Source organism: Pseudarthrobacter sp. NCCP-2145 (assembly GCF_023708005.1).
Taxonomy (GTDB): Bacteria; Actinomycetota; Actinomycetes; order Actinomycetales; family Micrococcaceae; genus Arthrobacter; species Arthrobacter oxydans.
Genome location: NZ_BRCG01000021.1, coordinates 35265 through 58846, shown reverse-complemented (window position 1 = coordinate 58846; position 23582 = coordinate 35265). Strand labels below are relative to the sequence as shown.

General features: G+C 66.4%; 22 protein-coding genes. 18 read left to right on the top strand and 4 right to left on the bottom strand.

Features of this window, described 5'->3' with window-relative positions:
- On the top strand, nucleotides 1–480 hold the full coding sequence (locus NFU08_RS16770; protein ID WP_251424763.1) for a hypothetical protein: 480 nt from the start codon (nucleotides 1–3) through the stop codon (nucleotides 478–480).
- Here the strand turns inward: NFU08_RS16770 and NFU08_RS16765 are convergent.
- Nucleotides 477–1715: a heparan-alpha-glucosaminide N-acetyltransferase domain-containing protein gene (locus NFU08_RS16765; RefSeq protein ID WP_251424761.1), complete on the bottom strand. Its 1239-nt coding sequence runs from the start codon at nucleotides 1713–1715 to the stop codon at nucleotides 477–479. The two genes, NFU08_RS16770 and NFU08_RS16765, sit on opposite strands and share 4 nt — an antisense overlap.
- Nucleotides 1716–1801: 86 nt before the next feature.
- Here NFU08_RS16765 and NFU08_RS16760 point away from each other — a divergent pair, with 86 nt between their 5' ends.
- From NFU08_RS16760 to NFU08_RS16730, 7 genes are all read left to right on the top strand, one after another.
- Nucleotides 1802–2176, top strand: coding sequence for a hypothetical protein (locus NFU08_RS16760; RefSeq protein ID WP_246256388.1), 375 nt, complete (start codon nucleotides 1802–1804; stop codon nucleotides 2174–2176).
- A 246-nt stretch (nucleotides 2177–2422) separates the two neighbouring features.
- Nucleotides 2423–3331 carry a 4-hydroxy-tetrahydrodipicolinate synthase gene (dapA, locus tag NFU08_RS16755; protein WP_174180382.1) on the top strand — a complete coding sequence of 303 codons (909 nt, stop codon included), beginning with the start codon at nucleotides 2423–2425 and terminating at the stop codon, nucleotides 3329–3331.
- Nucleotides 3332–3372: 41 nt separating this feature from the next.
- Entirely contained in the window at nucleotides 3373–5064 is a 1692-nt protein-coding gene (locus NFU08_RS16750; protein ID WP_174180380.1) for a ribonuclease J, read from the top strand.
- Between the two features lie 136 nt (nucleotides 5065–5200).
- Complete coding sequence (locus NFU08_RS16745) at nucleotides 5201–8107, top strand: DNA translocase FtsK (protein WP_251424759.1); 2907 nt, start codon at nucleotides 5201–5203, stop codon at nucleotides 8105–8107.
- 23 nt (nucleotides 8108–8130) lie between these two features.
- A complete protein-coding gene (pgsA, locus tag NFU08_RS16740; protein WP_174180375.1) occupies nucleotides 8131–8775 on the top strand; it encodes a CDP-diacylglycerol--glycerol-3-phosphate 3-phosphatidyltransferase in 645 nt (214 codons plus the stop codon).
- Nucleotides 8772–9251 (top strand): CinA family protein, encoded by a 480-nt coding sequence (locus tag NFU08_RS16735; RefSeq protein ID WP_251424757.1) that lies wholly within the window; start codon nucleotides 8772–8774, stop codon nucleotides 9249–9251. Before pgsA ends, NFU08_RS16735 begins: the two co-directional genes overlap by 4 nt.
- A 166-nt stretch (nucleotides 9252–9417) precedes the next feature.
- Entirely contained in the window at nucleotides 9418–9870 is a 453-nt protein-coding gene (locus tag NFU08_RS16730; protein ID WP_041652016.1) for a helix-turn-helix domain-containing protein, read from the top strand.
- 80 nt (nucleotides 9871–9950) lie between these two features.
- Here the strand turns inward: NFU08_RS16730 and NFU08_RS16725 are convergent, their stop codons facing one another.
- Entirely contained in the window at nucleotides 9951–10481 is a 531-nt protein-coding gene (locus NFU08_RS16725) for a MarR family winged helix-turn-helix transcriptional regulator (RefSeq protein WP_251424755.1), read from the bottom strand.
- A gap of 41 nt (nucleotides 10482–10522) precedes the next feature.
- Here NFU08_RS16725 and NFU08_RS16720 point away from each other — a divergent pair, with 41 nt between their 5' ends.
- The 6 genes from NFU08_RS16720 to dapF all read left to right on the top strand — a co-directional run bounded on the left by NFU08_RS16720 (nucleotide 10523) and on the right by dapF (nucleotide 16078).
- On the top strand, nucleotides 10523–10747 hold the full coding sequence (locus NFU08_RS16720) for a DUF3046 domain-containing protein (protein ID WP_066274882.1): 225 nt from the start codon (nucleotides 10523–10525) through the stop codon (nucleotides 10745–10747).
- A 190-nt stretch (nucleotides 10748–10937) separates the two neighbouring features.
- Entirely contained in the window at nucleotides 10938–11993 is a 1056-nt protein-coding gene (gene recA, locus NFU08_RS16715) for a recombinase RecA (protein WP_066274884.1), read from the top strand.
- Nucleotides 11994–12005: 12 nt separating this feature from the next.
- Nucleotides 12006–12620, top strand: coding sequence for a regulatory protein RecX (locus NFU08_RS16710; RefSeq protein ID WP_397426055.1), 615 nt, complete (start codon nucleotides 12006–12008; stop codon nucleotides 12618–12620).
- Nucleotides 12621–12638: 18 nt separating this feature from the next.
- Nucleotides 12639–14198: a tRNA (N6-isopentenyl adenosine(37)-C2)-methylthiotransferase MiaB gene (gene miaB / locus NFU08_RS16705; protein WP_251424752.1), complete on the top strand. Its 1560-nt coding sequence runs from the start codon at nucleotides 12639–12641 to the stop codon at nucleotides 14196–14198.
- 3 nt (nucleotides 14199–14201) lie between these two features.
- Nucleotides 14202–15101, top strand: a complete 900-nt coding sequence (gene miaA, locus NFU08_RS16700) for a tRNA (adenosine(37)-N6)-dimethylallyltransferase MiaA (protein ID WP_251424750.1) — start codon at nucleotides 14202–14204, stop codon at nucleotides 15099–15101.
- 32 nt (nucleotides 15102–15133) lie between these two features.
- Entirely contained in the window at nucleotides 15134–16078 is a 945-nt protein-coding gene (gene dapF, locus NFU08_RS16695; protein ID WP_174180364.1) for a diaminopimelate epimerase, read from the top strand.
- Here dapF and NFU08_RS16690 read toward each other — a convergent pair.
- Nucleotides 16050–16673 carry a class I SAM-dependent methyltransferase gene (locus tag NFU08_RS16690; protein ID WP_251424748.1) on the bottom strand — a complete coding sequence of 208 codons (624 nt, stop codon included), beginning with the start codon at nucleotides 16671–16673 and terminating at the stop codon, nucleotides 16050–16052. The genes dapF and NFU08_RS16690 overlap by 29 nt on opposite strands.
- Before the next feature lie 445 nt (nucleotides 16674–17118).
- On the opposite strand from NFU08_RS16690, the gene hflX reads away from it, so the two are divergent.
- Nucleotides 17119–18702, top strand: coding sequence for a GTPase HflX (gene hflX, locus NFU08_RS16685; protein ID WP_251424746.1), 1584 nt, complete (start codon nucleotides 17119–17121; stop codon nucleotides 18700–18702).
- Nucleotides 18695–20752 carry an ATP-dependent DNA helicase gene (locus NFU08_RS16680; protein WP_251424744.1) on the top strand — a complete coding sequence of 686 codons (2058 nt, stop codon included), beginning with the start codon at nucleotides 18695–18697 and terminating at the stop codon, nucleotides 20750–20752. Before hflX ends, NFU08_RS16680 begins: the two co-directional genes overlap by 8 nt.
- A 149-nt stretch (nucleotides 20753–20901) precedes the next feature.
- Here NFU08_RS16680 and lexA read toward each other — a convergent pair whose 3' ends face one another.
- Nucleotides 20902–21636 carry a transcriptional repressor LexA gene (lexA, locus tag NFU08_RS16675; protein WP_174180356.1) on the bottom strand — a complete coding sequence of 245 codons (735 nt, stop codon included), beginning with the start codon at nucleotides 21634–21636 and terminating at the stop codon, nucleotides 20902–20904.
- A 323-nt stretch (nucleotides 21637–21959) separates the two neighbouring features.
- Here lexA and NFU08_RS16670 point away from each other — a divergent pair, with 323 nt between their 5' ends.
- Both NFU08_RS16670 and NFU08_RS16665 read left to right on the top strand, forming a co-directional pair.
- Entirely contained in the window at nucleotides 21960–22376 is a 417-nt protein-coding gene (locus tag NFU08_RS16670; RefSeq protein WP_174180354.1) for a LysM peptidoglycan-binding domain-containing protein, read from the top strand.
- Nucleotides 22377–22449: 73 nt separating this feature from the next.
- Entirely contained in the window at nucleotides 22450–23568 is a 1119-nt protein-coding gene (locus NFU08_RS16665; RefSeq protein WP_174180353.1) for a histidinol-phosphate transaminase, read from the top strand.
- The last annotated feature ends 14 nt before the right edge of the window (nucleotides 23569–23582 follow it).

Genomic DNA, 23582 nt, shown 5'->3' with positions numbered 1-23582 from the left:
ATGGGCGGACTGCTGGCAGGGTTCCGGAAGAACCGCACCAAGATCTGGGTGGGGGCGGTAACGCTGCTGCTGGTCTTCTACCTGGTGGTGTCCTTCCAGCGTTCCATCCTCCTCCTGACGGACAGCAACCTGGCGGCCCAGGCAATCGGGGCTGCGTACCTGGTGCTGCCGGTCATAGGTGCGTGGGCCCTGATCCGGGAACTGATGTTCGGGGCCCGGACCGAGCAGATGGCAAAGGTCCTGGAGTCCGAGGGCGGCCTGCCGGTGGATGAGCTGCCCCGCACGCCCGCCGGCCGGATCGTTCGCTCGGCAGCGGATGCGGAATTCGAGAAGTACAAGGCCGAGGCCGAGGCCGCTCCGGACGACTGGCGTTCCTGGTTCCGGCTGAGCTGCGCCTATGACGCCGCGGGCGACCGCAAGCGTGCCCGGGCCTCCATGCGCGACGCCGTCAGGCTCTTCCAGGGAAACGCCCCCGCCTAGGGGAGGACAGCCTTGACCTGGCCGCGGCCCACCTGGTTTGCCGCGTGACCCAGCCATTCGAGGGGGCCGCGCCACTTGAGCAGCACGAACACGATGCCCACGATCATGGCCGTGGCGGCCTGGGCAAAATACATCCCGTCCTCGGTCCAGCCGGCGGGCAGCGGCTTCAGGTAGAACCCTGAAACCACCCAGACGTGGACGGTGTAAAGGCTCAGGGTCATCGCGCCCGCGCCGCGCAGCGGCAGCAGCAGGTCCAGGTCCACCCATTCGGCCAGCCGGCCCAGCAGGAGGCATGCCCCTATCACGGCCACGGCCACGGCCGATGTGTGCAGCAGGTCCAGGGTGGTTGCGGAGTGTGGCGCGGCAGATGCCAGCCACCACCAGGAACCCTCCTGTGGGATACCCGTCAGGTTGACCTGCAGCACGCTGTCCAGCGGGTATCCGGGGGAATTGAGCACCTCCTCCAGGGCAGCGCGGCCGCCCCAGCTTTCCATGGCGGTGACCCCCAGGGTCTTGGCCAGGACGGCAACCACCGAACCGGCCACCAGCAGGACCACCGGAACCATCGCCCTGCCCAGCACCAGCCGGCCCACGATGAGCCCCACCAGCAGGTACGAAAGCCACTGGAACGCGGGGTAGTAGCCGGTGAAGAACACATCGGCCAGCAGCCGTGACGGAGTGGCGAGGTCCTCCCAGGACGGGTTGTGGCTCAGTTTGAGAGGAGGCTCGGCCGCCAGGAGCCATGGGCGCAGCATGTACGCCAGGACGGGGGAGCCCAGGATCCAGCCGCTGGCCCACCCGCAGAGCCGCTTCAGGCCCATCCCGAGGAAGGGCAGGACACACAGGAACAGCACCGCGTAATGGACCAGGATGATGGCAAGGTTGACTTCCAGCCCGCCCAGGGTAAGACCGACGGCGGCTATCACCAGGGCGCGCAGGGCAATGCCGCGGCGGGCGGCGGTGAGGTCCGGGCCCTGCACCGGCTTGTGCTTGCCCGTGGACAAGGCCAGGCCCACCCCGGCCAGGACAGCGAACAGCGCCGCTGCCCTGCCCGAAAACGTGAGACCGATCCATGTGGGAGTGAGGCCGGCGTTTGATTCGAAGGTGGGGAGCAGATGGGTGGCCATCATCCCGAGCAGCGCGAGGCCACGGGCCGCGTCGATGCCGTGGAGGCGCCCCGAGGCGGGCTGCCCGCCGGATTTCCGGGACGTTCTGGCCGCATTACGGGACGTCATGACCAGATCGTCTCACACCTCCCTGTGCCGGGGTTGCCCGCCGGACCTCCTTGTATTCGAATATATGTTCGAATAAGATTGCCGCCATGTACACTCCATCATCCGGAAGCCCTGCCGATAACTCCGGCAGTGACGGGCTCGCCAAGGCCATGAGCCCGGGGGTCGTCGACTACCTGTTCCGCCAGTTGGTGGCCGGCCGGCCGCCCGAGGATGTCCAGTGGGAGCGGGAGGGCATCAGCCTCGCGGCCCAACCTGAGGGAGCGGAGCTGGCCCGGCGCCTCGCCGAGACGGACATCGATGCGCTCACCCCCGTGGAGCTTTTCCACTACGTCAGGGCTGCCCAGCGGCTGTCGTCGTGGGCCGAGGACCTGCGCCAGGCCGCCGTCGGACGGTATTGCCACCCGCCGGCTTACCGCCCGCCGGTGGAGCCGCCCCGCCCCGCCCGGCACCCTGCCTCCTGACCAGCGGGGCGCCCCATTCCTTGGCCGGCTCCCATGACCGGCGGTGCACCCCATGTATGACTGGCGGGCGCCCCACGTCCTGGCCGGGGGCGGCTCCCGCTGCTGGTTCGGTGCCGGGCGTTGACCGGAAAGTGGTGGCGGAAGGGGTGGGTCGCGCGCGGCGGTGGTGCGGCCGGTCCAGTATTTGACGTGCATCACGCCCCTGGCATTGTCCTAACCAGCCGTGGACAGGGTAACGTTTTTTCCATGGCTGACACATCCGCGCATCTCCCTGCCCTTGGTACTCTTCTGACCGCCATGGTCACACCGTTCACCAAGGACGGCGCAGTGGATTATGAGCAGGCTGCAGCACTGGCCAGCAGGCTGGTGGACGACGGCTGCGACGGCCTGGTGGTTACCGGAACCACAGGCGAAACCTCCACGCTCACCGACGAGGAAAACCTCGGCATGTTCCGCGCCGTCAAGGACGCGGTGGGCGGCCGTGCCGCCATCATCGCCGGCACAGGCACCAACGACACCGCCCACTCAGTCCACCTGTCCCGGCAGGCCGCAGCCCTCGGCGTCGACGGCCTCCTGCTGGTGACGCCGTACTACAACAAGCCCAGCCAGGCCGGTGTCCGCGCGCATTTCGAAACCGTCGCCAACGCCGTGGACGTCCCCGTGATGCTGTACGACATTCCCGGACGATCCTCCATCCCGATCGAGCCCGACACCATGATCCGGCTGGCACAGCACCCGAACATCGTGGCGGTGAAGGATGCCAAGGCCGACTTCGTCGCTGCCACCCGCGTCATGGCCGAGACGGATCTCCTGTTCTACTCAGGTGACGACGGACTGACCCTTCCATGGATGGCGCTGGGCGCCGTCGGGCTTGTGGGCGTTACAACGCACGTGGCCACGCGCCGCTTCCGCGAGCTCATCGACGCCGTCAACGCGAACGACCTCAGCACCGCCCGCAAGATCAACTTTGAACTCCAGCCCGTGGTGCGTGCCACCATGACCCGGGTCCAGGGCGCCGTTGCGGCCAAGCAGATTCTTAAATGGCAGGGAGTCCTGCCCAACTCGATTGTCCGTTTGCCCCTCGTGGAGCCGGACGAAGCCGAGATCGAAACCATCCGCGGGGATTTGGCGGAAGCGGGGCTGGTCTTTTCCTGAGGAGTAAGACCAGCACCCTTCCGCCTGGAAAGTAGTGCAATATGACCCAAACTGCCCTCACCGGCCTTGTCACCCCTCCCCGCCTGCCGCAGGGAACGCTCCGGATTGTTCCTTTGGGCGGACTGGGGGAGATCGGCCGGAACATGGCCGTGTTCGAGATCGACGGCAAGCTGCTGATCGTGGACTGCGGCGTCCTCTTCCCCGAGGAAACCCAGCCCGGCGTTGACCTGATCCTGCCCGATTTCTCCTACATCGAGGACCGGCTGGACGACATCGTGGCCGTTGTCCTCACCCACGGCCACGAAGACCACATCGGGGCCGTTCCGTACCTGCTGCGGCGCCGCAACGACATCCCGCTGGTGGGCTCCCAGCTCACCCTCGCCCTGATTGAGGCGAAACTGCAGGAGCACCGCATCCGGCCTTACACGCTCACTGTTGAGGAAGGGCAGGTGGAGAAGTTCGGTCCCTTCGAATGTGAGTTCGTGGCCGTCAACCACTCCATCCCCGACGCCCTCGCCGTGTTCATCCGGACGGCCGGCGGCACAGTGCTGCATACCGGCGATTTCAAAATGGACCAGCTGCCGCTGGACGGGCGCATCACGGACCTCCGCCACTTCGCCAAGCTCGGCGAAGAAGGCGTGGACCTCTTTATGTCCGACTCCACCAACGCCGATGTCCCGGGCTTCACTACCGCCGAGAAGGAAATCGGCCCCACGCTGGAACGGCTTTTCGGCCAGGCCACCAAGCGCATCATCGTCGCGTCCTTCTCCTCGCACGTACACCGCGTGCAGCAGGTCCTGGACGCAGCCGCCAAGCACAACCGCAAGGTGGCCTTCGTTGGCCGCTCCATGGTCCGCAATATGGCGATTGCCGAAAAACTTGGCTACCTGGACGTCCCCCCGGGCCTCATCGTCGACATCAAGAACATCGACAACCTGCCGGACAACCGCGTGGTGCTGATGTCCACCGGATCCCAGGGCGAGCCCATGGCCGCACTGTCCCGGATGGCGAATGGCGACCACCGGGTGGTGGTGGGCGACGGCGACACCGTCATCCTGGCCTCAAGCCTTATCCCCGGCAACGAGAACGCCGTGTTCCGGATCATCAACGGGCTGCTGAAGCTGGGCGCCGACGTGATCCACAAGGGCAACGCCAAGGTCCACGTCTCCGGCCACGCCGCGGCCGGGGAGCTCCTGTACTGCTACAACATCCTCGAGCCGTTGAACGCCATGCCGGTGCACGGTGAAACCCGCCACCTGATCGCCAACGGCAAGATCGCCATCGAGTCCGGTGTTCCGGAAGCAAGCGTCATCCTCGCGGACAACGGCACGGTCATCGACCTCAAGGACCACCGCGCTGACGTGGTGGGACAGGTCGAAGTCGGCTTCGTCTACGTGGACGGCTCCAGCGTGGGCGAGATCACCGACGCCGACCTCAAGGACCGCCGGATCCTCGGCGACGAAGGCTTCATCTCCATCATCACCGTCATCCACCGCGCCACCGGCAAGGTGGTGTCCGGGCCGGAAATTCACGCCCGCGGCGTGGCAGAGGATGATTCCGTCTTCGACGACATCATCCCCAAGATCAACGCTGCGCTGGAGGAAGCCGTGCTCAACCATGCGGACCACACCAGCCACCAGCTCCAGCAGGTGGTCCGCCGGGTGGTGGGCACCTGGGTCAACCGCAAGCTGCGCCGCAAGCCCATGATCATTCCCGTGGTGCTCGAGGCCTGACATCCGCTGCCGCTGCCGGCCTGCGTTCCCGTGCCCCACGGGACCGCGGGCCGGAGGCGTTTAAGGGGCCGCGAACCGGGGACCGGCGGCACCCAAATCCCCGGAAATCCGGCCCAACTCGGGTACCGTGGCTAGTATGGCCACTCGTACTACTTCCGCGCCCAATGGATCCAGCAGGGGCCGCGCCGGCAGCAAACCCGGCAGCTCCTCCGGCCGCGGCGCTGGCTCAACGGCCGCCAAAACCGGACGTGCCGGCGGCTCCACGAGCACTGCACGCACCCGCCAGCTTCCCGCCGTCGAGCACCACCAGCCGTGGCTGCTGCGCGTGGTGGGCGGGGCATGGCTGGGCCTCGGCCACCTGGTAGGCGGAGGGGTGCGGCGCATCGGCCATGACGTCAGCGACCTCCCGTCAGAGGACCGCCGGGACGGCGCCGCCCTGTTCAACCTCGCCCTCGGAATCTTCATCGCCACCTTTGCCTGGTGGGGCCTTACCGGCTGGTTCCCGGACGCCGTATATGCCGTGGTCAACGGAACCTTCGGCTGGATATCACTCCTGCTTCCGCTCATGCTGTTTGTCTGCGCGTTCCGGCTCTTCCGCCAGCCGTCCGACGGGCGGGGCAACAACAGGGTGGGCATCGGCTTCCTGATCATGACCTTTGCCGGCTGCGGGCTGGCACACGTCCTGGGCGGGCAGCCCACGGTTGCCCAGGGCTTTGACGGCCTCCGCCAGGCCGGCGGAATGCTCGGATTCCTTGCCGCATCGCCCCTGGCCGCCATCCACTCCGCTGTTCCGTTGGTGCTGTACTCCCTGCTGGCGTTCGTCTCACTGCTGATCATCACCGCCACGCCGTTCACTGCAGTCCCGCGTAGGCTGCACGCTGCCTACGACCACCTCATGGGCATCGACCTCCTGGATGAACAGGACCGTGACAAGCACGACCGCAGCTACCTGGAACGGACCCCCGCCGCCGCACCCCCCAAGAATGCCAGGAAGAAGAAGCGCCGCTTCTTCGGCAAGGATGAGGAGGACGGCGACGCCGGACTGGAAGGCTATGTGGGCGACGAAGCGTTCGAGCACGCCGTGATCGACGACGACGACCCGAAGCCGCCGCGGCCGGCCCCCGGCGTCCGCCGTCCCACCCAGGCGGAGATCGCCGTCGAAAAGATCAAGGCCGCCCAGGGACTCGGTGCCGGCGCCCCGCCCTCCGCGGGGGAGAACGCCACCGAAGCCATCCCTATGATCACCCCCGGCATGGCCCCGCCAGCGGCAAAGCCGGCCGCCGCGCCCACCGTGCCGTCCAACCCGGTGGCACCCGCACCACCGCCGGTTCCCATCCCGCAGCGCACCGAGCAGCTGTCCCTCGCCGGCGACGTCACCTACACGCTCCCGGCCTCGGACTACCTGACCCCCGGATCCATCCCGAAGGAGCGCACGGAAGCGAACGACGCCGTCGTCGCTGCCCTGACCGACACCCTCCAGCAGTTCAACGTCGATGCCACGGTCACCGGCTTCAGCCGCGGCCCCACCGTGACCCGGTACGAGATCGAGCTGGCCCCGGGCACCAAAGTGGAGCGCGTCACCGCACTGTCCAAGAACATCTCCTACGCCGTGGCGTCCAGTGACGTGCGCATCCTCAGCCCCATCCCGGGCAAGTCCGCCATCGGCATCGAGATCCCCAACACCGACCGCGAAACCGTCTCCCTGGGCGACGTCCTTCGCAGCCAGAACGCCCGCCGCACGGACCACCCGATGGTGATGGGCGTTGGCAAGGACGTGGAGGGCGGCTACGTGGTGGCGAACCTCGCCAAGATGCCCCACCTCCTGGTGGCCGGTGCCACCGGTGCCGGTAAATCATCCTTCGTGAACTCGATGATCACCTCCATCCTGATGCGCGCCACCCCCGATGAGGTTCGCATGGTCATGGTGGACCCCAAGCGCGTGGAGCTCACCGCCTACGAAGGCGTCCCGCACCTCATCACGCCCATCATCACCAACCCGAAGAAGGCGGCCGAGGCGCTCCAGTGGGTGGTCCGCGAGATGGACGCCCGGTATGACGACCTCGCCAACTACGGCTTCAAGCACATCGACGACTTCAACAAGGCGGTCCGCGCCGGCAAGGTCCAGCCGCCGGTGGACTCCAAGCGCGTCATCCGGCCCTACCCGTACCTGCTGGTGATCGTGGACGAGCTTGCCGACCTGATGATGGTGGCTCCCCGCGATGTTGAAGACTCGATTGTCCGCATCACCCAGCTCGCCCGCGCCGCCGGCATCCACCTGGTCCTGGCCACCCAGCGGCCGTCCGTGGACGTGGTGACCGGCCTCATCAAGGCGAACGTGCCCTCACGCATGGCGTTTGCCACGTCCTCGGTGACCGACTCGCGCGTGGTCCTGGACCAGCCCGGGGCCGAAAAGCTTATCGGCCAGGGTGACGCCCTGTTCCTGCCCATGGGTGCCTCCAAGGCCATGCGCGTCCAGGGCGCATGGGTCACCGAATCGGAAATCCACAAGGTGGTTGAGCACGTCAAGGGACAGCTCCAGGCCACCTACCGCGACGACGTCGCAGCCGAAGCGCCCAAGAAGCAGATCGACGACGACATCGGGGACGACCTCGAAGTCCTGCTGCAGGCCACCGAGCTTGTGGTCACCACGCAGTTCGGCTCCACGTCGATGCTGCAGCGCAAGCTGCGGGTCGGCTTCGCCAAGGCCGGCCGGCTGATGGACCTGCTGGAATCACGCGGGGTCGTTGGCCCCTCCGAAGGCTCCAAGGCCAGGGATGTCCTGGTGAAACCGGACGACCTCGCACCCGTCCTTGCCGCCATGAAGGGGCAGGAAGCCCCGGCAGCACCCGATTCGCAGACCGCCGCGCTGAGCGACAACGCCAACGCCAACATCGCCCAGGGCGGCTACGCCGAAGACCTGGTGGCCGCAGACCTTGACCAGCGGAAGCAGAACGTCGAATATTACGACGGCTCGGATTCCCCGCCCGGCGGCTATGACGACGAAGACGGCTCCGAGGACGCCTGGTCCCTGACCGGGCGTTAGCCCGGGGACTGTAGCCTAGAAACGTGACTAGCACCGATGCAACCGCCGCCGGCCCAGGCCGTGCCGGGGTCTGGAACCTTCCCAACATCCTGACCATGATCCGCATCGCACTGGTGCCGTTTTTTGTCTGGTTCCTCATCGCGGACGCCCCCGGGCTGCGCAGTGAAGCAGGCGTGTGGCGCTGGGCGGCGGTCCTTGCGTTCGCCGTCGCCATCTACACGGACAAGCTCGACGGCGATATCGCCAGGAGCCGGAACCTCGTCACCGACTTCGGCAAGATCGCCGACCCCATTGCGGACAAGCTCCTCATCGGCTCGGCGCTGGTGATGCTCTCGGTGCTCAGCGAACTGCCATGGTGGGTTACCGTACTCATCCTCGTCCGCGAATGGGGCGTCACGGCCCTGCGCTTCTTTGTGATCCGCTACGGCGTTATCCCGGCTTCCCGCGGCGGCAAGCTCAAGACCGTGGTCCAGACCGCAGCGATCTTCCTGTACCTCCTGCCGCTGGGCTCTTTTGCCCCGTGGCTCGTGTGGGTGGCGTTTGCAGTGATGATGGCCGCTGTGGTGATCACAGTGTGGACCGGCGTGGAATACGTGGTGGAAGCACTGCGGATCCGGGCCAAGGGAAAGCTGCAGGCGCGCAACGAAAAAGGCCAGGAACCCGCATGACCAATCTCCACCACTTGTCGGCTGAAGCGGTCCGCAAAGCCCTCGACGCAGGGCGGACCGTGGCCACCGCCGAATCACTGACCGCCGGCATGGTGTCCGCAGTCCTTGCGGACACCCCAGGCGCCTCCGGCGTCCTGCAGGGCGGCGTGGTTGCCTACCAGAACTCCGTCAAGGAAAAAGTCCTGGACGTCCCGTCCGTGCTCCTGGCGCGCGTCGGATCCGTCGACCCGGACGTTGCCGCGGCCATGGCGGCAGGAGCCCGGACCGTCCTCAACGCTGACATCGGCATCTCCACCACAGGCGTTGCCGGGCCGGAGGCACACGACGGAAAGCCCGTGGGCACCGTCTACGTCGGCATAGCCACCGCAGCCGGAACGGCGGCCTTCGAGTACGCCTTTTCGGGAAGCCGGGCCGAGATCCGCGGACAGGCGTGCGGGGCGGCCCTTGAAAGGCTCCTCGAAGCCCTGTCCGGGTAGGCCCGGTACCCCGAAGTTACTGGGCGTAAAGTTGATGGGAACAAAAGCCGGTACCGATTAGTTATTACATTGTGTCGCTTCCGGAGAGCGGAGGCGCCTAGGATGAAATGACCACGACGGTTCGCCTTAGGGCGGACCTGACCAATGAGGGAGCAAGGCGATACAGATGGTAAAGCAGCCCGTATCCGTAAACGGCGTTGTCCGCTGGAAGGATGTGGGCCTCGCCGATCAGGGCAAGAGCGAACAGAAGGAGCGCAAGATGGTTGTACTTCGTCACGAAATTGGTGATGTCCTGCGCGATGTCCGCCAGCGTCAGGGGCGTACGCTCCGTGAAGTTTCGCACAGCGCCCGTGTCTCCCTGGGTTACCTCAGTGAAGTGGAGCGCGGCCAGAAGGAAGCATCATCCGAACTGCTGTCCTCGATCTGCTCGGCCCTGGACGTTCCGTTGTCCAGCATGCTTCGCGAGGTGAGCGACAGGGTGGCGGTTGCAGAAGGCGTTGCCGTTCCGGACACCGTTCCCCAGGAATTCTCCCAGCGTTATGGCCGCGACCTTGAGCGCGACCTCAACACTGAACTTAACGACGAACTTTCCACGGGCCTCCTTTCCGGCGCCCGGTAGGGTTCCGCCGGAAGGCGGCTCCCGGAATGTAGCAAACACTGAAGCCCCCGGCCGCGGCCGGGGGCTTCAGTGCGTTTCTGCTATTGATTTTCCAGCGTGGGCGCCTGGCCATCCTTCGGGAAGCCGTCCCGTTCGTAGGTGGAGTTAAGCTTGGCCATGCAGCGGGCCAGTTCCTCGAGTTCCTCCACGGGCCACTCGCCGAGGCGTTCCCGGAACACCTGCCGCCGGGCGTCCTGGACCTGGTGCATCTTTTCCTCGCCCTTGGGGGTCAGCCGGATTGCCTGCGCCCGTCCGTCCAGGGGATCTGCCTCCTTGGACACAAGACCCAGGCTCTCCAGGAAAGCAATTTGCCGGCTGACGGACGGCTTGCCGACGCCGATGTTCATCGCCAGGTCGGTGAGGCGGATCGGTCCCTCACGACGGATCACCGTCAGGAGGCCGTACGCCGCCGGCTCCATGTCCGGATGGACCTCGCGGGAAAGCTGGTTGGAGATCGACCGTGCGCGCCGCCAGAAGAGACTGATCTGGTGTTCCACGTTTTGTACCGCGGCGTCCACGGTCGCCTCATCATGGCGGCCTTGCGGGGAGGGGACGTCAGGGGAGTTGCTCATGGCAACAATTCTAGTGCGCGGGATCGTGAGAGACTTTTCTGGTGCGAATCAGCGATTATTGGCGACTCATGGACGACGAATTCGGCGCCGGGTACTCGCGGGTCCTCAGCAGCAGCCTTGTCCTGGCAGGGGTGGGCGGGCGCACCGCGGACCAGGCGCTTGCCGCCGGCATAGAGCCCCGCAGGGTGTGGCTGGCCGTCTGCGACGTGCAGGATGTTCCCGCCGAGCGCCGCCTGGGCCGGGATATCAAGCCCCGCACCGACTAGCCGGTTTCTCCTGACACGCCGTGAGGTTGTTCGAATACCTGTTCGGGTAAAGCTATGCTTTTCCTAGCGGGTTATCCACATAGCCGCCCTCACCCGGCCGGAATGTCAGTGGGTCCCAGTAGCGTCAGAGATGACCAATAAACGGCCGCTGAGGCCACTCCAAAGCGAGAAAGCATTAGAGGTGTGAACCATGGCGGCAGCCCCGGATCGTGCAAAAGCGCTCGAAGCAGCGCTGGCCCAGATCGACAAACAGTTCGGTAAAGGCTCGGTCATGCGGCTCGGCGACGAAGTCCGGGCCCCGATCGAGGTCATCCCCACCGGATCCATTGCCCTGGATGTTGCTTTGGGAATTGGCGGCCTTCCCCGTGGCCGCGTTGTCGAAATCTACGGGCCGGAATCGTCCGGTAAGACCACCGTGGCGCTCCACGCCGTGGCCAACGCCCAGCGCTTGGGCGGCATCGCCGCCTTCATCGACGCCGAGCACGCCCTTGACCCCGAGTACGCCGCCAAGCTCGGTGTGGACACCGACGCCCTCCTGGTCTCCCAGCCGGACACCGGCGAGCAGGCGCTGGAAATCATGGACATGCTGGTGGGCTCGGGCTCCCTGGACGTCATTGTGATCGACTCCGTCGCAGCGCTGGTGCCCCGCGCCGAAATCGAGGGCGACATGGGTGACAGCCACGTCGGCCTCCAGGCCCGCCTCATGAGCCAGGCCCTGCGTAAGATCACCGGCCGCCTCAGCCAGACCAAGACCACTGCGATCTTCATCAACCAGCTCCGCGAGAAGATCGGCGTCTTCTTTGGCTCCCCGGAAACCACCACCGGCGGTAAGGCCCTGAAGTTCTACGCCTCCATCCGTATCGACGTCCGGCGCATCCAGACCCTGAAGGAAGGTGCCGATTCCGTTGGCAACCGGACCAAGGCGAAGATCGTCAAGAACAAGATGGCTCCGCCCTTCAAGGTGGCCGAATTCGACATCATCTACGGCCAGGGCATTTCCCGTGAGGGCGGCATCATCGACATGGGCGTCGAGCACGGCATCATCAAGAAGTCCGGCTCCTGGTTCACCTACGACGGCGACCAGCTTGGCCAGGGCATGGAGAATTCCCGCAGGTTCCTCCGTGACAACCCTGAACTTGCTGCCGAACTCGAGCGCCTGATCAAGGAAAAGCTCGGCGTGGGCGTCAAGCCTGCGGAACCGGAGTCCAAAGACTCCCCGAAGCTGAAGGCCGTTGACGGGTTCTAGCCGTTGACCGGTATCGACAATCCGCGTCCCCGCCGGGCGACAGCCGGCGGGCGGCGCGGAGTTTCAGATGACGGCGCGTTCCAGGTCGGCCCGGACCACGGCTCTTCCGTTGCCGGGGACGCAGAGCCGGATCCGGTGTCCGTTGCGCAGAACATCGTGTACCGGCAACTGACCGCGTCGGCCAAAAGCAGGCTGCAGCTCGCCCGGAAACTCGCCGAACGGAACATCCCGGAGGACGTCGCCGAGGCAGTCCTGGACCGCTTCCAGGAAGCACGCCTGATCAACGACGCCGAATTCGCGGACATGTGGGTGAGGAGCCGCTCCCAGTCGCGCAAACTTGCGAAAGGCGCGCTGCGCCGCGAACTCGCGGAGAAGGGCATCGACCAGGAAACCGCCGCCGCAGCCTTGGACCAGCTGACAGACGCGGATGAGGAAGCCGCCGCCCGGCAGCTCGTGGAGCGGAAGCTCCGCCCGGGAACGGATCTGCAGGACCAGGCTGCAAGGGACAAGGCAACCCGGCGGCTGGCCTCCATGCTGGCGCGCAAGGGCTATCAGCCCTCGCAGGCGTTCCGGATCGTCAACGAGGTCCTGGACTCCTGCGCCGGAGCCGACCGTGGCAACCCGTAAAACCGGTACCCTTAACAGGTGAGTTTGACCATCCCTTCCCCTTTTCCCGGTACCAGCCCCTCTGCAGAAGCTGGCGGTGCTCCGCAATCCGGTGCTCCCAAGCCCCGCACCTACCAGGTGCGGACGTTTGGCTGCCAGATGAACGTCCACGACTCGGAGCGGATGGCCGGGATGCTGGAGGACGCAGGGTACGTGCCGGCAGACGGTGAGCAGGCCGACGTCGTGGTGTTCAACACTTGCGCGGTCCGGGAGAACGCTGACAACAAGCTCTACGGCAACCTTGGCATCCTGGCTCCGGTGAAAGCAGCAAACCCCGGCATGCAGATTGCTGTGGGCGGCTGCCTCGCGCAGAAGGACAGGGAAACCATCCTGAAGAAGGCCCCGTGGGTGGACGCCGTTTTTGGCACCCATAATGTCGGCGCCCTGCCCGCCCTGCTGGACCGCGCCCGGCACAACAACGAGGCACAGCTTGAAATCCTCGAGTCGCTGGACGTCTTCCCCTCCACGCTTCCCACCAAGAGGGACTCCGTCTACTCAGGCTGGGTATCGATCTCCGTCGGCTGCAACAACACCTGCACTTTCTGCATCGTGCCCGCCCTCCGCGGAAAAGAGAAAGACCGCAGGCCGGGAGACATCCTGGCGGAGATCCAGGCCCTGGTGGAAGACGGCGCCATCGAGGTCACACTCCTGGGCCAGAACGTCAACTCCTACGGTGTCGAGTTCGGCGACCGCCAGGCATTCTCCAAGCTCCTCCGGGCCTGCGGGGACATCGAAGGCCTGGAGCGGGTCCGCTTCACAAGCCCACACCCAGCCGCTTTCACCGACGACGTCATTGACGCCATGGCCGAGACCCCCAATGTGATGCCGCAGCTGCACATGCCGCTGCAGTCGGGGTCGGACAAGGTTCTTCGGGACATGCGGCGTTCCTACCGGTCCAGCAAGTTCCTGGGGATCCTGGACAAAGTGCGCGAAAAGATCCCGCACGCGGCGATCTCCACCGACATCATTGTGGGATTCCCCGGCGAAACCGAAGAGGACTTCCAGGCGACGCTGGATGTTGTGGAGAAGTCACGCTTCGCCACCGCCTTCACGTTCCAGTACTCCAAGCGCCCCGGAACCCCTGCCGCTGACCTGCCGGACCAGCTTCCCAAGGCAGTGGTCCAGGAACGGTTCGAACGCCTGACTGCCCTCCAGGACCGGATTGCGGCAGAGGAGAACCGGCTCCAGCTCGGCCGCCGCGTTGAGGTTATGGTGACGGCGCAGTCCGGACGGAAGGCAGGCGAGACGCACCGTCTGTCCGGCCGTTCGCAGGACCAGCGGCTGGTGCACTTCTCGGTCCCTGAGGGTGCTCCCGCTCCCCGGCCGGGAGACCTGGTCACGGTGACCATCACCGAGGCCGCGGCATTCCACCTCGTCGCCGATCCGGCCCTGGAGGATTACAGCCTCCGGCGTTCCCGGGCGGGCGACGCCTGGGACAGGTCGCAGGCAGATTCCTGCGGAGCACCCACGCCCGGGGCAGGGGCAGGCGGCAAGGGCGTTTCGCTGGGCATGCCCTCCTTGCCTGTCCGCACGCGCTGACCGGTGGGCGCACCGCCTGTCATCGCCGTCGTTGGCCCCACAGGGTCCGGCAAGTCAGACCTCGCCGTCAGCCTTGCCCTTGAACTCGGCGGCGAAGTCATCAACGCCGACGCCATGCAGTTCTACCGCGGCATGGACATCGGCACCGCAAAAATCACGGACGCTGAACGCAGGGGAGTTCCCCACCACCTGCTGGACATCCTGGAGGTAACCCAGGAAGCCAGCGTGTCGCAGTTCCAGCAGCAGGCCCGCGAACTCATCTCGGACATCCACGGCCGCGGCAAGCGCGCCATCCTGGCCGGCGGGTCCGGCCTCTACGTGCGGGCCGCGCTGGACGTCCTTGAGTTCCCGGGGACTGATCCGCTGGTGCGGCAACGGCTGGAAGCCGAACTCGCTGCGCAGGGGACCGCAGTGCTGCTAAAACGGCTGCGGAAGGTGGACCCTGTGTCCGCCGGCAGGCTCTCGGATGACCGGCGGATCATCCGGGCCCTGGAAGTCCATCAGCTCACCGGGCGGCCGTTCAGCTCCTTCATGCCGCAGCGCGAGTACTTCCAGCCTGCCGTCCAGATCGGCCTGGCAGTGGACCGCGAGGTGCTTCGGGACCGGCTCGCCGGACGCGTCCACCGCATGGTTGACGCCGGCCTGCCCGCCGAAGTCCAACGGCTGGACGCCCGCGGGCTGCGGCAGGGAAAGACCGCCCCCCGCGCCCTGGGATACTCACAGTTCCTGCGGGTTATCGACGGCGAATGGACCGTTCCCGAGGCCGCGGAGGCCACCATCGTGGCCACCCGGCAGTTCGCCCGGCGCCAGCTCACCTGGTTCCGGGCCGATCCGCGCATCCACTGGCTGGACTGGCAGGATCCGGCCCTGGTGGACAGAGCGGCGGCGCTCTCCCGTTTTTAGCGCTTCACCGCCCGGCCGGTACCCTTGGAACCATGGACACAAGCCTCGCAGAAACCACCGAGCCGGCCTTGCGCACCCTGAGCGGGCTCCGCTTCTCCAAGGGGCACGGCACCGGCAATGACTTCGTCCTGGTGGCTGATCCAGAGGGCGTCCACACCATCAGTGCCGACGCCGTGGCCGCCCTGTGCGACCGGCACCGGGGGATCGGCGGGGACGGCCTCATCCGGGCGGTCCCGTCGCGCTTGCTTCCGGAGGGCCGCGAGCTGCTGGCCGCCGACCCTGACGCTGAGTGGTTCATGGACTACCGCAACGGCGATGGCTCGCTGTCCGAAATGTGCGGCAACGGCGTCCGCGTGTTTGTCCATTTCCTCCGGACCGAGGGCCTGATCGAACTGCCCGACGGCGGCGCCCTGGCCATCGGCACCCGCGCCGGGATCAAGACCGTGGTGCGCACGGGTGACGACTACGCCGTGGACATGGGGCCGTGGGAGTTCATCTTCCCCGGGGAAGCTACGGCCAAGGCCATGGATTCACTGGTGACCGCCGAAGGCCTGGAAGTTCCCCGCCCTGCCCTGTCCGTCAGCATGGGCAACCCGCACACCGTTGTTGCCCTCGCCGAGCTTTCCGAACTTGCCGGAACGCGGCTGTTCACCGCTCCCGTGGTGGACCCCGTCCCCGCCAACGGGACCAACGTGGAATTCGTGGTCCCGTCCGAGCCGCTGGTGCACGACGGCGTCGGATCCGTGACCATGCGGGTGCATGAACGCGGCGTGGGGGAGACCCAGTCTTGCGGAACGGGTGCCTGCGCCGCCGCTGTGGCCATCCGCCACTGGGCTGGGGCGGAAGCCCCGGACTCCTGGCGGGTCCACGTCCCCGGGGGCATCGTGGGAGTGAAGTTCTTCGCTGGTCCCGCAGGCCACGAACACGTCGAGCTCAGCGGGCCGGCAGTCATTGTGGCAACCGGGACGCTTTCCTGACCTTGAGGATCCGGAACGACTTCGAGGTCGCTTCCCGGCTGACGATGAACGATTCGTCCAGCTCAGCTGCAAGCCACCGCTGCAGCGAGTCCGCCCCCAGGTTCTTCTGCACCACCAGCCAGGCGGTTCCGCCCGGAGCCAGGCGGGGCAGCCATAGTTTCAGCAGGGAGTGCAGTTCGTCCTTGCCGATCCGGATGGGCGGATTGGACCAGATCGTGTCGAAACGCAAGTCGGGGTCTACCGCGTCAGGGGTGCTGGCAGTAACGTTGGCCAGCCCCAGGGCTGCGGCGTTCTCGTTTGTCAGCGCGATGCAGCGCTCGTTGACGTCCACCGCGTAGACCCGGGCGGACGGTGCCCTAAGGGCCATGGTCAGGGCAATCGGCCCCCAGCCGCAGCCGATGTCCAGGAGGTTTCCCTGCGGCGCCGGAGCGGGCACCTCGGTAAGCAGGATGGCCGTGCCTTTATCGATCCCGTCGGGGCTGAAGATGCCGGAGGAAGTCTGCAGCCTGCGCGTTTCCCCTGCCAGCTCAACAGTCAGGGGCTTGCGGGTAAAAGGGCCGGCGGGTGTTGCGCTGAAATAATGTGCGGACTCCATAACTGGCCAGAGTAGTTCCCCTTGCAGCGTAAAGGGAAACCGCGGGCAGGGCGCTCTGCTACGCTGGAGGGCATGTTCCTGATCTTCGAGTAACCGGCACGGGCCACGCCCGTCCCGAAGCCTGCCCTCCAGCGGCAGCACGTCCCACCAGCGACGCCGGTCTTTCGACCCTTCCGCTGCGTGCACCGGACCAAGCGGATCCCGTTTGCTCCGGTCGCCGGACCACACTCGAAAGTCAGCCTCCCGCTGAACTTATCGCCGTTTCCGGCTGCTTTCCTTCCGCCGCGTATCCGTACGTGGCACGTCTGCCGGCGCCGCCCTCCGCGGCACCGGCCCAGCATGCCAGGAGGCGTGGATGACCGCAGGCAGTCAGCCCAGCGCGAATACTTCCCCCACCACCAGCAATCGGCACTATTCTGGAACTGCCGAATCTTCAAAGGAGACCATGACCAGCCAGCCCAACACCGGATCAGATCCAGCCGCCCAGGACATGAGTCCCGAGGAAATCCAGGCTGTCATCGACCGGATTCTCTCCAAGGACGTACCTGCCAGGAACCCCGGCACGCAAAACGGCGACGGGAAGGGCAGCGACGGAAAGGCAGTGTTCGGCAAAGCCCAGGCAATTTCCCGCCTGGACGAAGAACATTCAACGTACGACGGCGACCAGCAGGACCTTGAGGAACGGCGCGCCTTGCGCCGTACCGCAGGACTGTCCACCGAACTGGAAGACGTCACCGAGGTCGAGTACCGCCAGCTGCGCCTTGAGCGGGTGGTCCTGGCAGGGCTCTGGTCCGAAGGCACCCTGGCCGACGCCGAGAACTCGCTCCGGGAACTCGCCGCCCTTGCGGAAACAGCCGGCTCCGAGGTCCTTGACGGACTGGTCCAGCGCCGGGACAAGCCGGACCCGGGGACATTCCTGGGCTCGGGCAAGGCGCTTGAGCTTCGGGACATCGTGATGTCCACCGGCGCGGACACCGTGGTGGTGGATGCCGAGCTTGCACCCTCCCAGCGCCGAGGCCTGGAGGATATCGTCAAGGTCAAGGTCATCGACCGGACAGCCCTGATCCTGGATATCTTCGCCCAGCACGCCAAGAGCCGCGAGGGCAAAGCCCAGGTGGAGCTGGCGCAGCTCGAATACCTCCTGCCACGCCTTCGTGGTTGGGGCGAGTCGATGTCCCGCCAGGCAGGCGGCCAGGTGGGCGGTGCCGCCGCCGGCATGGGCTCGCGCGGTCCCGGTGAAACGAAGATCGAGCTGGACCGCCGTCGCATCCGCACCCGGATGGCCAAGCTGCGGCGGGAGATCGCCGCAATGAAGCCGGCCCGCGAGACCAAGCGGGCCAACCGCCGTCGTAATGCCGTGCCGTCCGTGGCGATCGCCGGCTACACCAACGCGGGCAAGTCCTCGCTGCTCAACCGCCTGACCGACGCCGGAGTCCTGGTGGAGAACGCTTTGTTCGCCACCCTGGACCCGACTGTCCGGAAGGCGGAAACCGCGGACGGACTGGGGTACACGCTCGCGGACACCGTGGGCTTCGTCCGGTCCCTGCCCACGCAACTGGTGGAGGCGTTCCGCTCCACGCTGGAGGAAGTTGCCGACGCAGACCTGATCCTCCACGTGGTGGACGTTTCGCACCCTGACCCTGAGGGTCAGATCGCTGCCGTCCGCAAGGTCTTCAGCGAAGTGGATGCCCGCAAGGTGCCCGAAATCATCGTGCTCAACAAGGCCGACGCCGCTGACCCCTTTGTGGTGGAACGGCTCAGGCAGCGCGAGCCGCGGCATGTGGTGGTGTCCGCCCGCACGGGGCAGGGCATCGCGGAGCTGCTGAAGGCCATCAGCGACGCCATTCCCAGGCCAAGCGTCAAGCTGGAGCTGCTCATCCCGTACGACCGCGGAGACCTGGTCAGCAAACTCCACGAGTCCGACGCCGAGATCATCAGCGTGGACCACGTGGAGCAAGGCACGCGGGCCGTGGTGATGGTCCGTGAAGGCTTTGCGGCCGAACTGGAACCCTTCGTCAGCAATGACTGACCTCGTGGCGCCGGAAGCCACGGAAGCGGCCGGCGAGCAGTTCGTGATCGAACTGCTCGACCGGGCCGTTGCCGGCATGGGCGGGCAAAGCCGTGCGGGCCAGCATGAGATGGCCAGGCAGGTGGCCCGTGCGCTGGGAACGGGGGACCACCTCCTGGTCCAGGCAGGCACGGGCACCGGAAAGTCACTGGCCTACCTGATACCCCTCATTGCGCACGCCCTGGAAAGCAACAAGCCTGCGCTCGTGTCCACGGCCACGCTTGCTCTTCAGACCCAGATCGTGGGCCGGGACCTGCCCCGGCTGCTCAAGGCCATAACTCCTGCCCTGGACCGGCCTGTCAAAGTGGCCCTGGTCAAGGGGCGGTCCAACTATGTTTGCAGGCACAAGCTGGAAGGCGGCTTCCCGAGCGAGGAACCGTCGGAAGGCCAGCTGTTCAGCCTGGGCGAGGACACCAGCGTCCCGCACTTCGCGGCAGCCGTGGGCGGCCCCTCGTCCCAGCTCGGCAAGGAAGTGGTGCGGCTGCGGGAGTGGGCGGAGAAGACCGCCACGGGTGACCGGGACGAGCTCCTGCCGGGTGTCACGGACCGGGCTTGGCGCCAGGTATCCGTGACGTCCATGGAATGCCTGGGCGCCCAAAAGTGCCCCATGGCAGCAGAGTGCTTCAGCGAACTTGCCCGCCAGGACGCTGCCGAGGCCGACGTTGTGGTCACGAACCACGCCATGCTTGCAGTCAGCGCCTTTGAGGGGCTGGCGGTCCTGCCCGAGTATGACGTGGTGGTGGTGGACGAGGCGCACGAACTCCAGGACAGGGTTACCGGTGCAGTGTCCGGCCAGCTCTCGGTGGCCATGGTGCACGCCGCGGCCGCCGGTGCCCGCAAGCACACCGCCATCACCGTTGACGCCCTCAACGCCGCGGCCGCCAACCTGGAGCTCGCCCTTGCCGGCGTACCGAACGGACTGCTGCCCAACGGACTGAATGACGAACAGCTGGATTGCGTGGACCAGTTGCGCGACGCCTGCCGGGCCGCCCTCTCGGATTCGAAGGGTGACAGCAATACAACGCCCGACGGCGGCCGGCAGCTTGCGCGGTCCCGCCTGATGCTCATCCTGGAACTTTGCGAACGGCTCCTCGCAGCCCGGGAGAACCGCGAAGTCGTGTGGTTTTCCCGCGCCAGCTCCTTTGACCCCGCACAGGGGTTCTCCCCGCCGGATGACACAGCGCCGGCGTTGATCAACATTGCGCCCCTCTCGGTGGCCGGGAGGCTGCGGGAAGGCCTGTTCGCCGGACACACCGTTGTGCTGACCTCCGCCACGCTGGCCATCGGTTCAGCATTTGAACCCGCCGCCGGCGGACTGGGCCTGGTGGGTGAGGGTGCTCCCCGCTGGAAGGGCGTGGACGTGGGCTCGCCGTTCGACTACCCCAAACAGGGCATCCTCTATGTGGCCGGGCACCTGCCGAAGCCCGGCAGGGGCGCATCCCCGGAGGCGCTGGACGAGCTCGAGTCCCTGATCCGCGCTTCCGGCGGCGGCGCACTGTGCCTGTTTTCTTCCCGGCGAGCCGCAGAGGAAGCCGCCGAGGCCCTGCGCCCAAAGCTGGACATGACGGTTCTCTGCCAGGGCGACTCCACCATGACCGCACTGGTGAAGCAGTTTGCCGACGAGCCAGACACCTGCCTTTTCGGAACCATGTCCCTGTGGCAGGGCGTGGATGTTCCGGGCGGTTCATGCCGGCTTGTGGTGATAGACCGGATTCCCTTTCCGCGGCCGGACGATCCCCTCATGACGGCGCGCTCCCGCGCCGTGGCGCAGGCCGGCGGAAACGGCTTCATGTCGGTCTCGGCCACCCATGCCGCCATCCGGCTCGCCCAGGGCGCAGGCCGCTTGATCCGCTCTACCGGGGACAAGGGGGTGGTGGCAGTACTTGACTCCAGGCTCGCCACCGAGCGCTACGCCGGGTTCCTCCGGGGAGCGCTGCCGCCGTTCTGGTCCACAACGGACCGGAAGACGGCAATCGCCGCACTGGAGAGGCTGGCCGGGGAGAACGCCTGACGTCCCTTCACATGCCGGGGCTCCGGGAAGCCGGCACTGCGCAGGGCCGGATCTGCCCTAGGTGGATCCGGCCAGCGCAGCGCACGGCCGAATGTGCCTCGGACTGACTGTGTTGTGGGCTGGCCCTGCCTGGGGCCAGGAGCGGGCGGCTACAGCGAGCGGAGCACAGACACGACCTTGCCCATGATGGTGGCGTGGTCCCCGAGGATGGGCTCGTACTGGGTGTTCTGGGGGAGCAGCCAGGTGTGGCCGTCACGCTGCCGGAACGTCTTCACAGTGGCCTCGTCATCAAGGAGGGCAGCGACGATGTCCCCGTTGGCCGCGTCCGCCTGGCGGCGGACCACCACCCAGTCGCCATCACAGATGGCTGCGTCCACCATCGAATCGCCGGCCACCTTGAGCATGAACAGTTCGCCCTGGCCCACCAGCTGCCGGGGGAGCGGCATAACGTCCTCCACCTGCTGGTCGGCAAGGATGGGACCACCAGCAGCGATGCGGCCAACGAGCGGGACCATCGCGGTGTCCAGGGCCGTAGGCAGCTCCGTGACGGTGGCACCGCCGGCTGGAAGTCCGGCTGATGGCTGGCTGCTTGGCTTGGCCGCACCGCCGTCCAGGGTCAGGGGCATGAGGACTTCCATGGCGCGCGGACGCTTCGGGTCACGGCGGAGGTAGCCGAGTTTCTCCAGCTGGGCCAGCTGGTGCGTGACACTTGAAAGGCTGGCCAGCCCCACCGTGTCACCGATCTCCCGCATGGACGGGGGGTAACCGTTCTCATTGACGGAGCGCTGGATGGTTTCGAGGATTTTTTTCTGCCGTGGCGTCAGGCCCTTGGCGGTCCTCTTCGGTTGCGCGGTTGCCCTGCCCCCGGCGGCTGCTGCTGCCATATTCGCCAATGCCTTTCGGTGTCCGCCGGCCCCTCCACGGCCAGGCCCTGGAGGATCCCGCCCCATAATGTCAGACCCTGCTGATCGACTGTCCGGGTGGTTGTTCTTTCGTTCAAAACTAGGCCAGCCACACTGCTTTTTCAAACATTTGTTCTAGCGAGTCTCGACAATGTTCGTTGGTAGGTGCTAAAACAGAGAAAGCAAAGTTCGAATATATGTTCTACTGCGAACCCCGGCCATTCGAAGATGGCACCGGGAAGCCCCCAGAGGGGCGCGGAGCAGAACATCCGGGCAGCACAGTATGGTCCAGGAGGGCTCAGTTCATGTCAGCTACATCTGTTTCGCGGGGTTCACGTCCACAGCTGCTCTCAGTGCGGCAACTTCTCTCCCGGCCTGAAGAGCGGCAGCCGGAACGGCCGGCAGCCCTTCCGCCCCTGCGGTTGACCCGCCGCGGCCGCATCGTGCTGATCGGGATTCCCCTGGTGCTCCTGGCCGCCCTGCTGCTCTCACTGGCAGGCTTCTTCAACTCCCCGGCGAAAGCCTCCGACTCTGCTGCGGACCTTGAGACAACGTCCGCGGTCACCGTGACGGTCCAGCCCGGCCAGTCACTGTGGGGCATCGCGGCCACCGTTGCGCCGGAGCGCGACGCACGCGATGTTGTGGCGGACATCGTGCAGCTGAACAACCTGTCCGCAGGTGCGGTCTTCCCCGGGCAGCAGCTGTTCGTCCCCGCCGGCTGATCCGGCACATGCCGAGGGCGAACAGGATGCCGTCACATTTTCCGGCACCCGGCACGGGCACTAAACTGTTCAGGTGAATGACCAGCTAGAACGCCTGAACCGGCTTCCCCTCCGCAGCAACCTCCGCGGGCTTACCCCTTACGGTGCGCCGCAGCTGGACGTCCCAATCCTTCTCAACGTCAACGAGAACACCCATGGTGTTCCGGCGGACGTGCGGGCCGCCATCAGCGCGGCGGTGTCCGAGGCCGCCGCCGGGCTCAACCGCTACCCGGACCGCGAGTTCACGGAACTGCGGAAAGCGCTGGCGGAATACCTCGGCCACGGATTGGACGAGACCAACCTCTGGGCCGCGAACGGCTCCAACGAGGTGCTCCAGCAAATCCTCCAGGCCTTCGGCGGCCCCGGACGCACAGCGCTCGGCTTTCCGCCCACGTACTCCATGTACCCGCTGCTGGCCAGTGGAACGGACACCGAATACATCGTCGGTGAGCGCGCCGAAGGCTACGGCCTCAGCGCTGAATCCGCAGCGCGGCAGGTCAAGGAACTGCAGCCCAACATCGTCTTCCTCTGTTCCCCCAACAACCCCACGGGGACGGGGCTGGGGCTGGACGTCGTGGAGGCCGTCTACGAGGCCGGTGAAGCAAGCCAGACCATCGTCATTGTGGATGAGGCCTACCATGAGTTCGCCCACGACGGGACGCCCAGCGCGCTGACGTTGCTGCCCGGCCGGGAGCGGTTGATCGTGTCCAGGACCATGAGCAAGGCCTTCGCGCTGGCGGGGGCACGCCTGGGCTACATGGCTGCAGCACCCGAAGTCGCCGATGCGCTGCGCCTGGTCCGGCTGCCGTACCACCTCTCCGCCATCACGCAGGCCACCGCGCTGGCCGCCCTCCGGCACCGCGAGGCGCTGATGGCGGATGTGGAAGACATCAAAAAGCAGCGGGACCGCATCGTGTCGGAGCTGACGCGCATGGGCCTCAAGCCGGCGGCGTCCGACTCCAACTACGTCTTTTTCGGCGGACTTGAGAACCCGCACCGGGTCTGGCAGGAACTGCTGGAGGCCGGGGTGCTGATCCGGGACGTCGGGATCCCGGGCCATCTCCGCGTCACGGCCGGAACTGAGACCGAAACCACAGCCTTCCTCACCTCCCTGGAAAGCATCCTTGCAAGCCAGGCCACGCTTCCCGCCTAGACTGGAAGCAGCGG

Excerpts from the sequence above, each read along its gene's own strand:
- NFU08_RS16670 (WP_174180354.1), top strand. The coding sequence starts at position 21,960 with ATGTCAGCTACATCTGTTTCGCGGGGTTCACGTCCACAGCTGCTCTCA.
- NFU08_RS16750 (WP_174180380.1), top strand. The coding sequence starts at position 3,373 with ATGACCCAAACTGCCCTCACCGGCCTTGTCACCCCTCCCCGCCTGCCG.
- dapA (WP_174180382.1), top strand. The coding sequence starts at position 2,423 with ATGGCTGACACATCCGCGCATCTCCCTGCCCTTGGTACTCTTCTGACC.
- NFU08_RS16725 (WP_251424755.1), bottom strand. The coding sequence starts at position 10,481 with ATGAGCAACTCCCCTGACGTCCCCTCCCCGCAAGGCCGCCATGATGAG.
- NFU08_RS16735 (WP_251424757.1), top strand. The coding sequence starts at position 8,772 with ATGACCAATCTCCACCACTTGTCGGCTGAAGCGGTCCGCAAAGCCCTC.
- NFU08_RS16770 (WP_251424763.1), top strand. The coding sequence starts at position 1 with ATGGGCGGACTGCTGGCAGGGTTCCGGAAGAACCGCACCAAGATCTGG.
- dapF (WP_174180364.1), top strand. The coding sequence starts at position 15,134 with ATGGACACAAGCCTCGCAGAAACCACCGAGCCGGCCTTGCGCACCCTG.
- NFU08_RS16745 (WP_251424759.1), top strand. The coding sequence starts at position 5,201 with ATGGCCACTCGTACTACTTCCGCGCCCAATGGATCCAGCAGGGGCCGC.
- NFU08_RS16680 (WP_251424744.1), top strand. The coding sequence starts at position 18,695 with ATGACTGACCTCGTGGCGCCGGAAGCCACGGAAGCGGCCGGCGAGCAG.
- NFU08_RS16765 (WP_251424761.1), bottom strand. The coding sequence starts at position 1,715 with ATGACGTCCCGTAATGCGGCCAGAACGTCCCGGAAATCCGGCGGGCAG.
- lexA (WP_174180356.1), bottom strand. The coding sequence starts at position 21,636 with ATGGCAGCAGCAGCCGCCGGGGGCAGGGCAACCGCGCAACCGAAGAGG.
- hflX (WP_251424746.1), top strand. The coding sequence starts at position 17,119 with ATGACCAGCCAGCCCAACACCGGATCAGATCCAGCCGCCCAGGACATG.
- NFU08_RS16690 (WP_251424748.1), bottom strand. The coding sequence starts at position 16,673 with ATGGAGTCCGCACATTATTTCAGCGCAACACCCGCCGGCCCTTTTACC.
- NFU08_RS16760 (WP_246256388.1), top strand. The coding sequence starts at position 1,802 with ATGTACACTCCATCATCCGGAAGCCCTGCCGATAACTCCGGCAGTGAC.
- NFU08_RS16730 (WP_041652016.1), top strand. The coding sequence starts at position 9,418 with ATGGTAAAGCAGCCCGTATCCGTAAACGGCGTTGTCCGCTGGAAGGAT.
- recA (WP_066274884.1), top strand. The coding sequence starts at position 10,938 with ATGGCGGCAGCCCCGGATCGTGCAAAAGCGCTCGAAGCAGCGCTGGCC.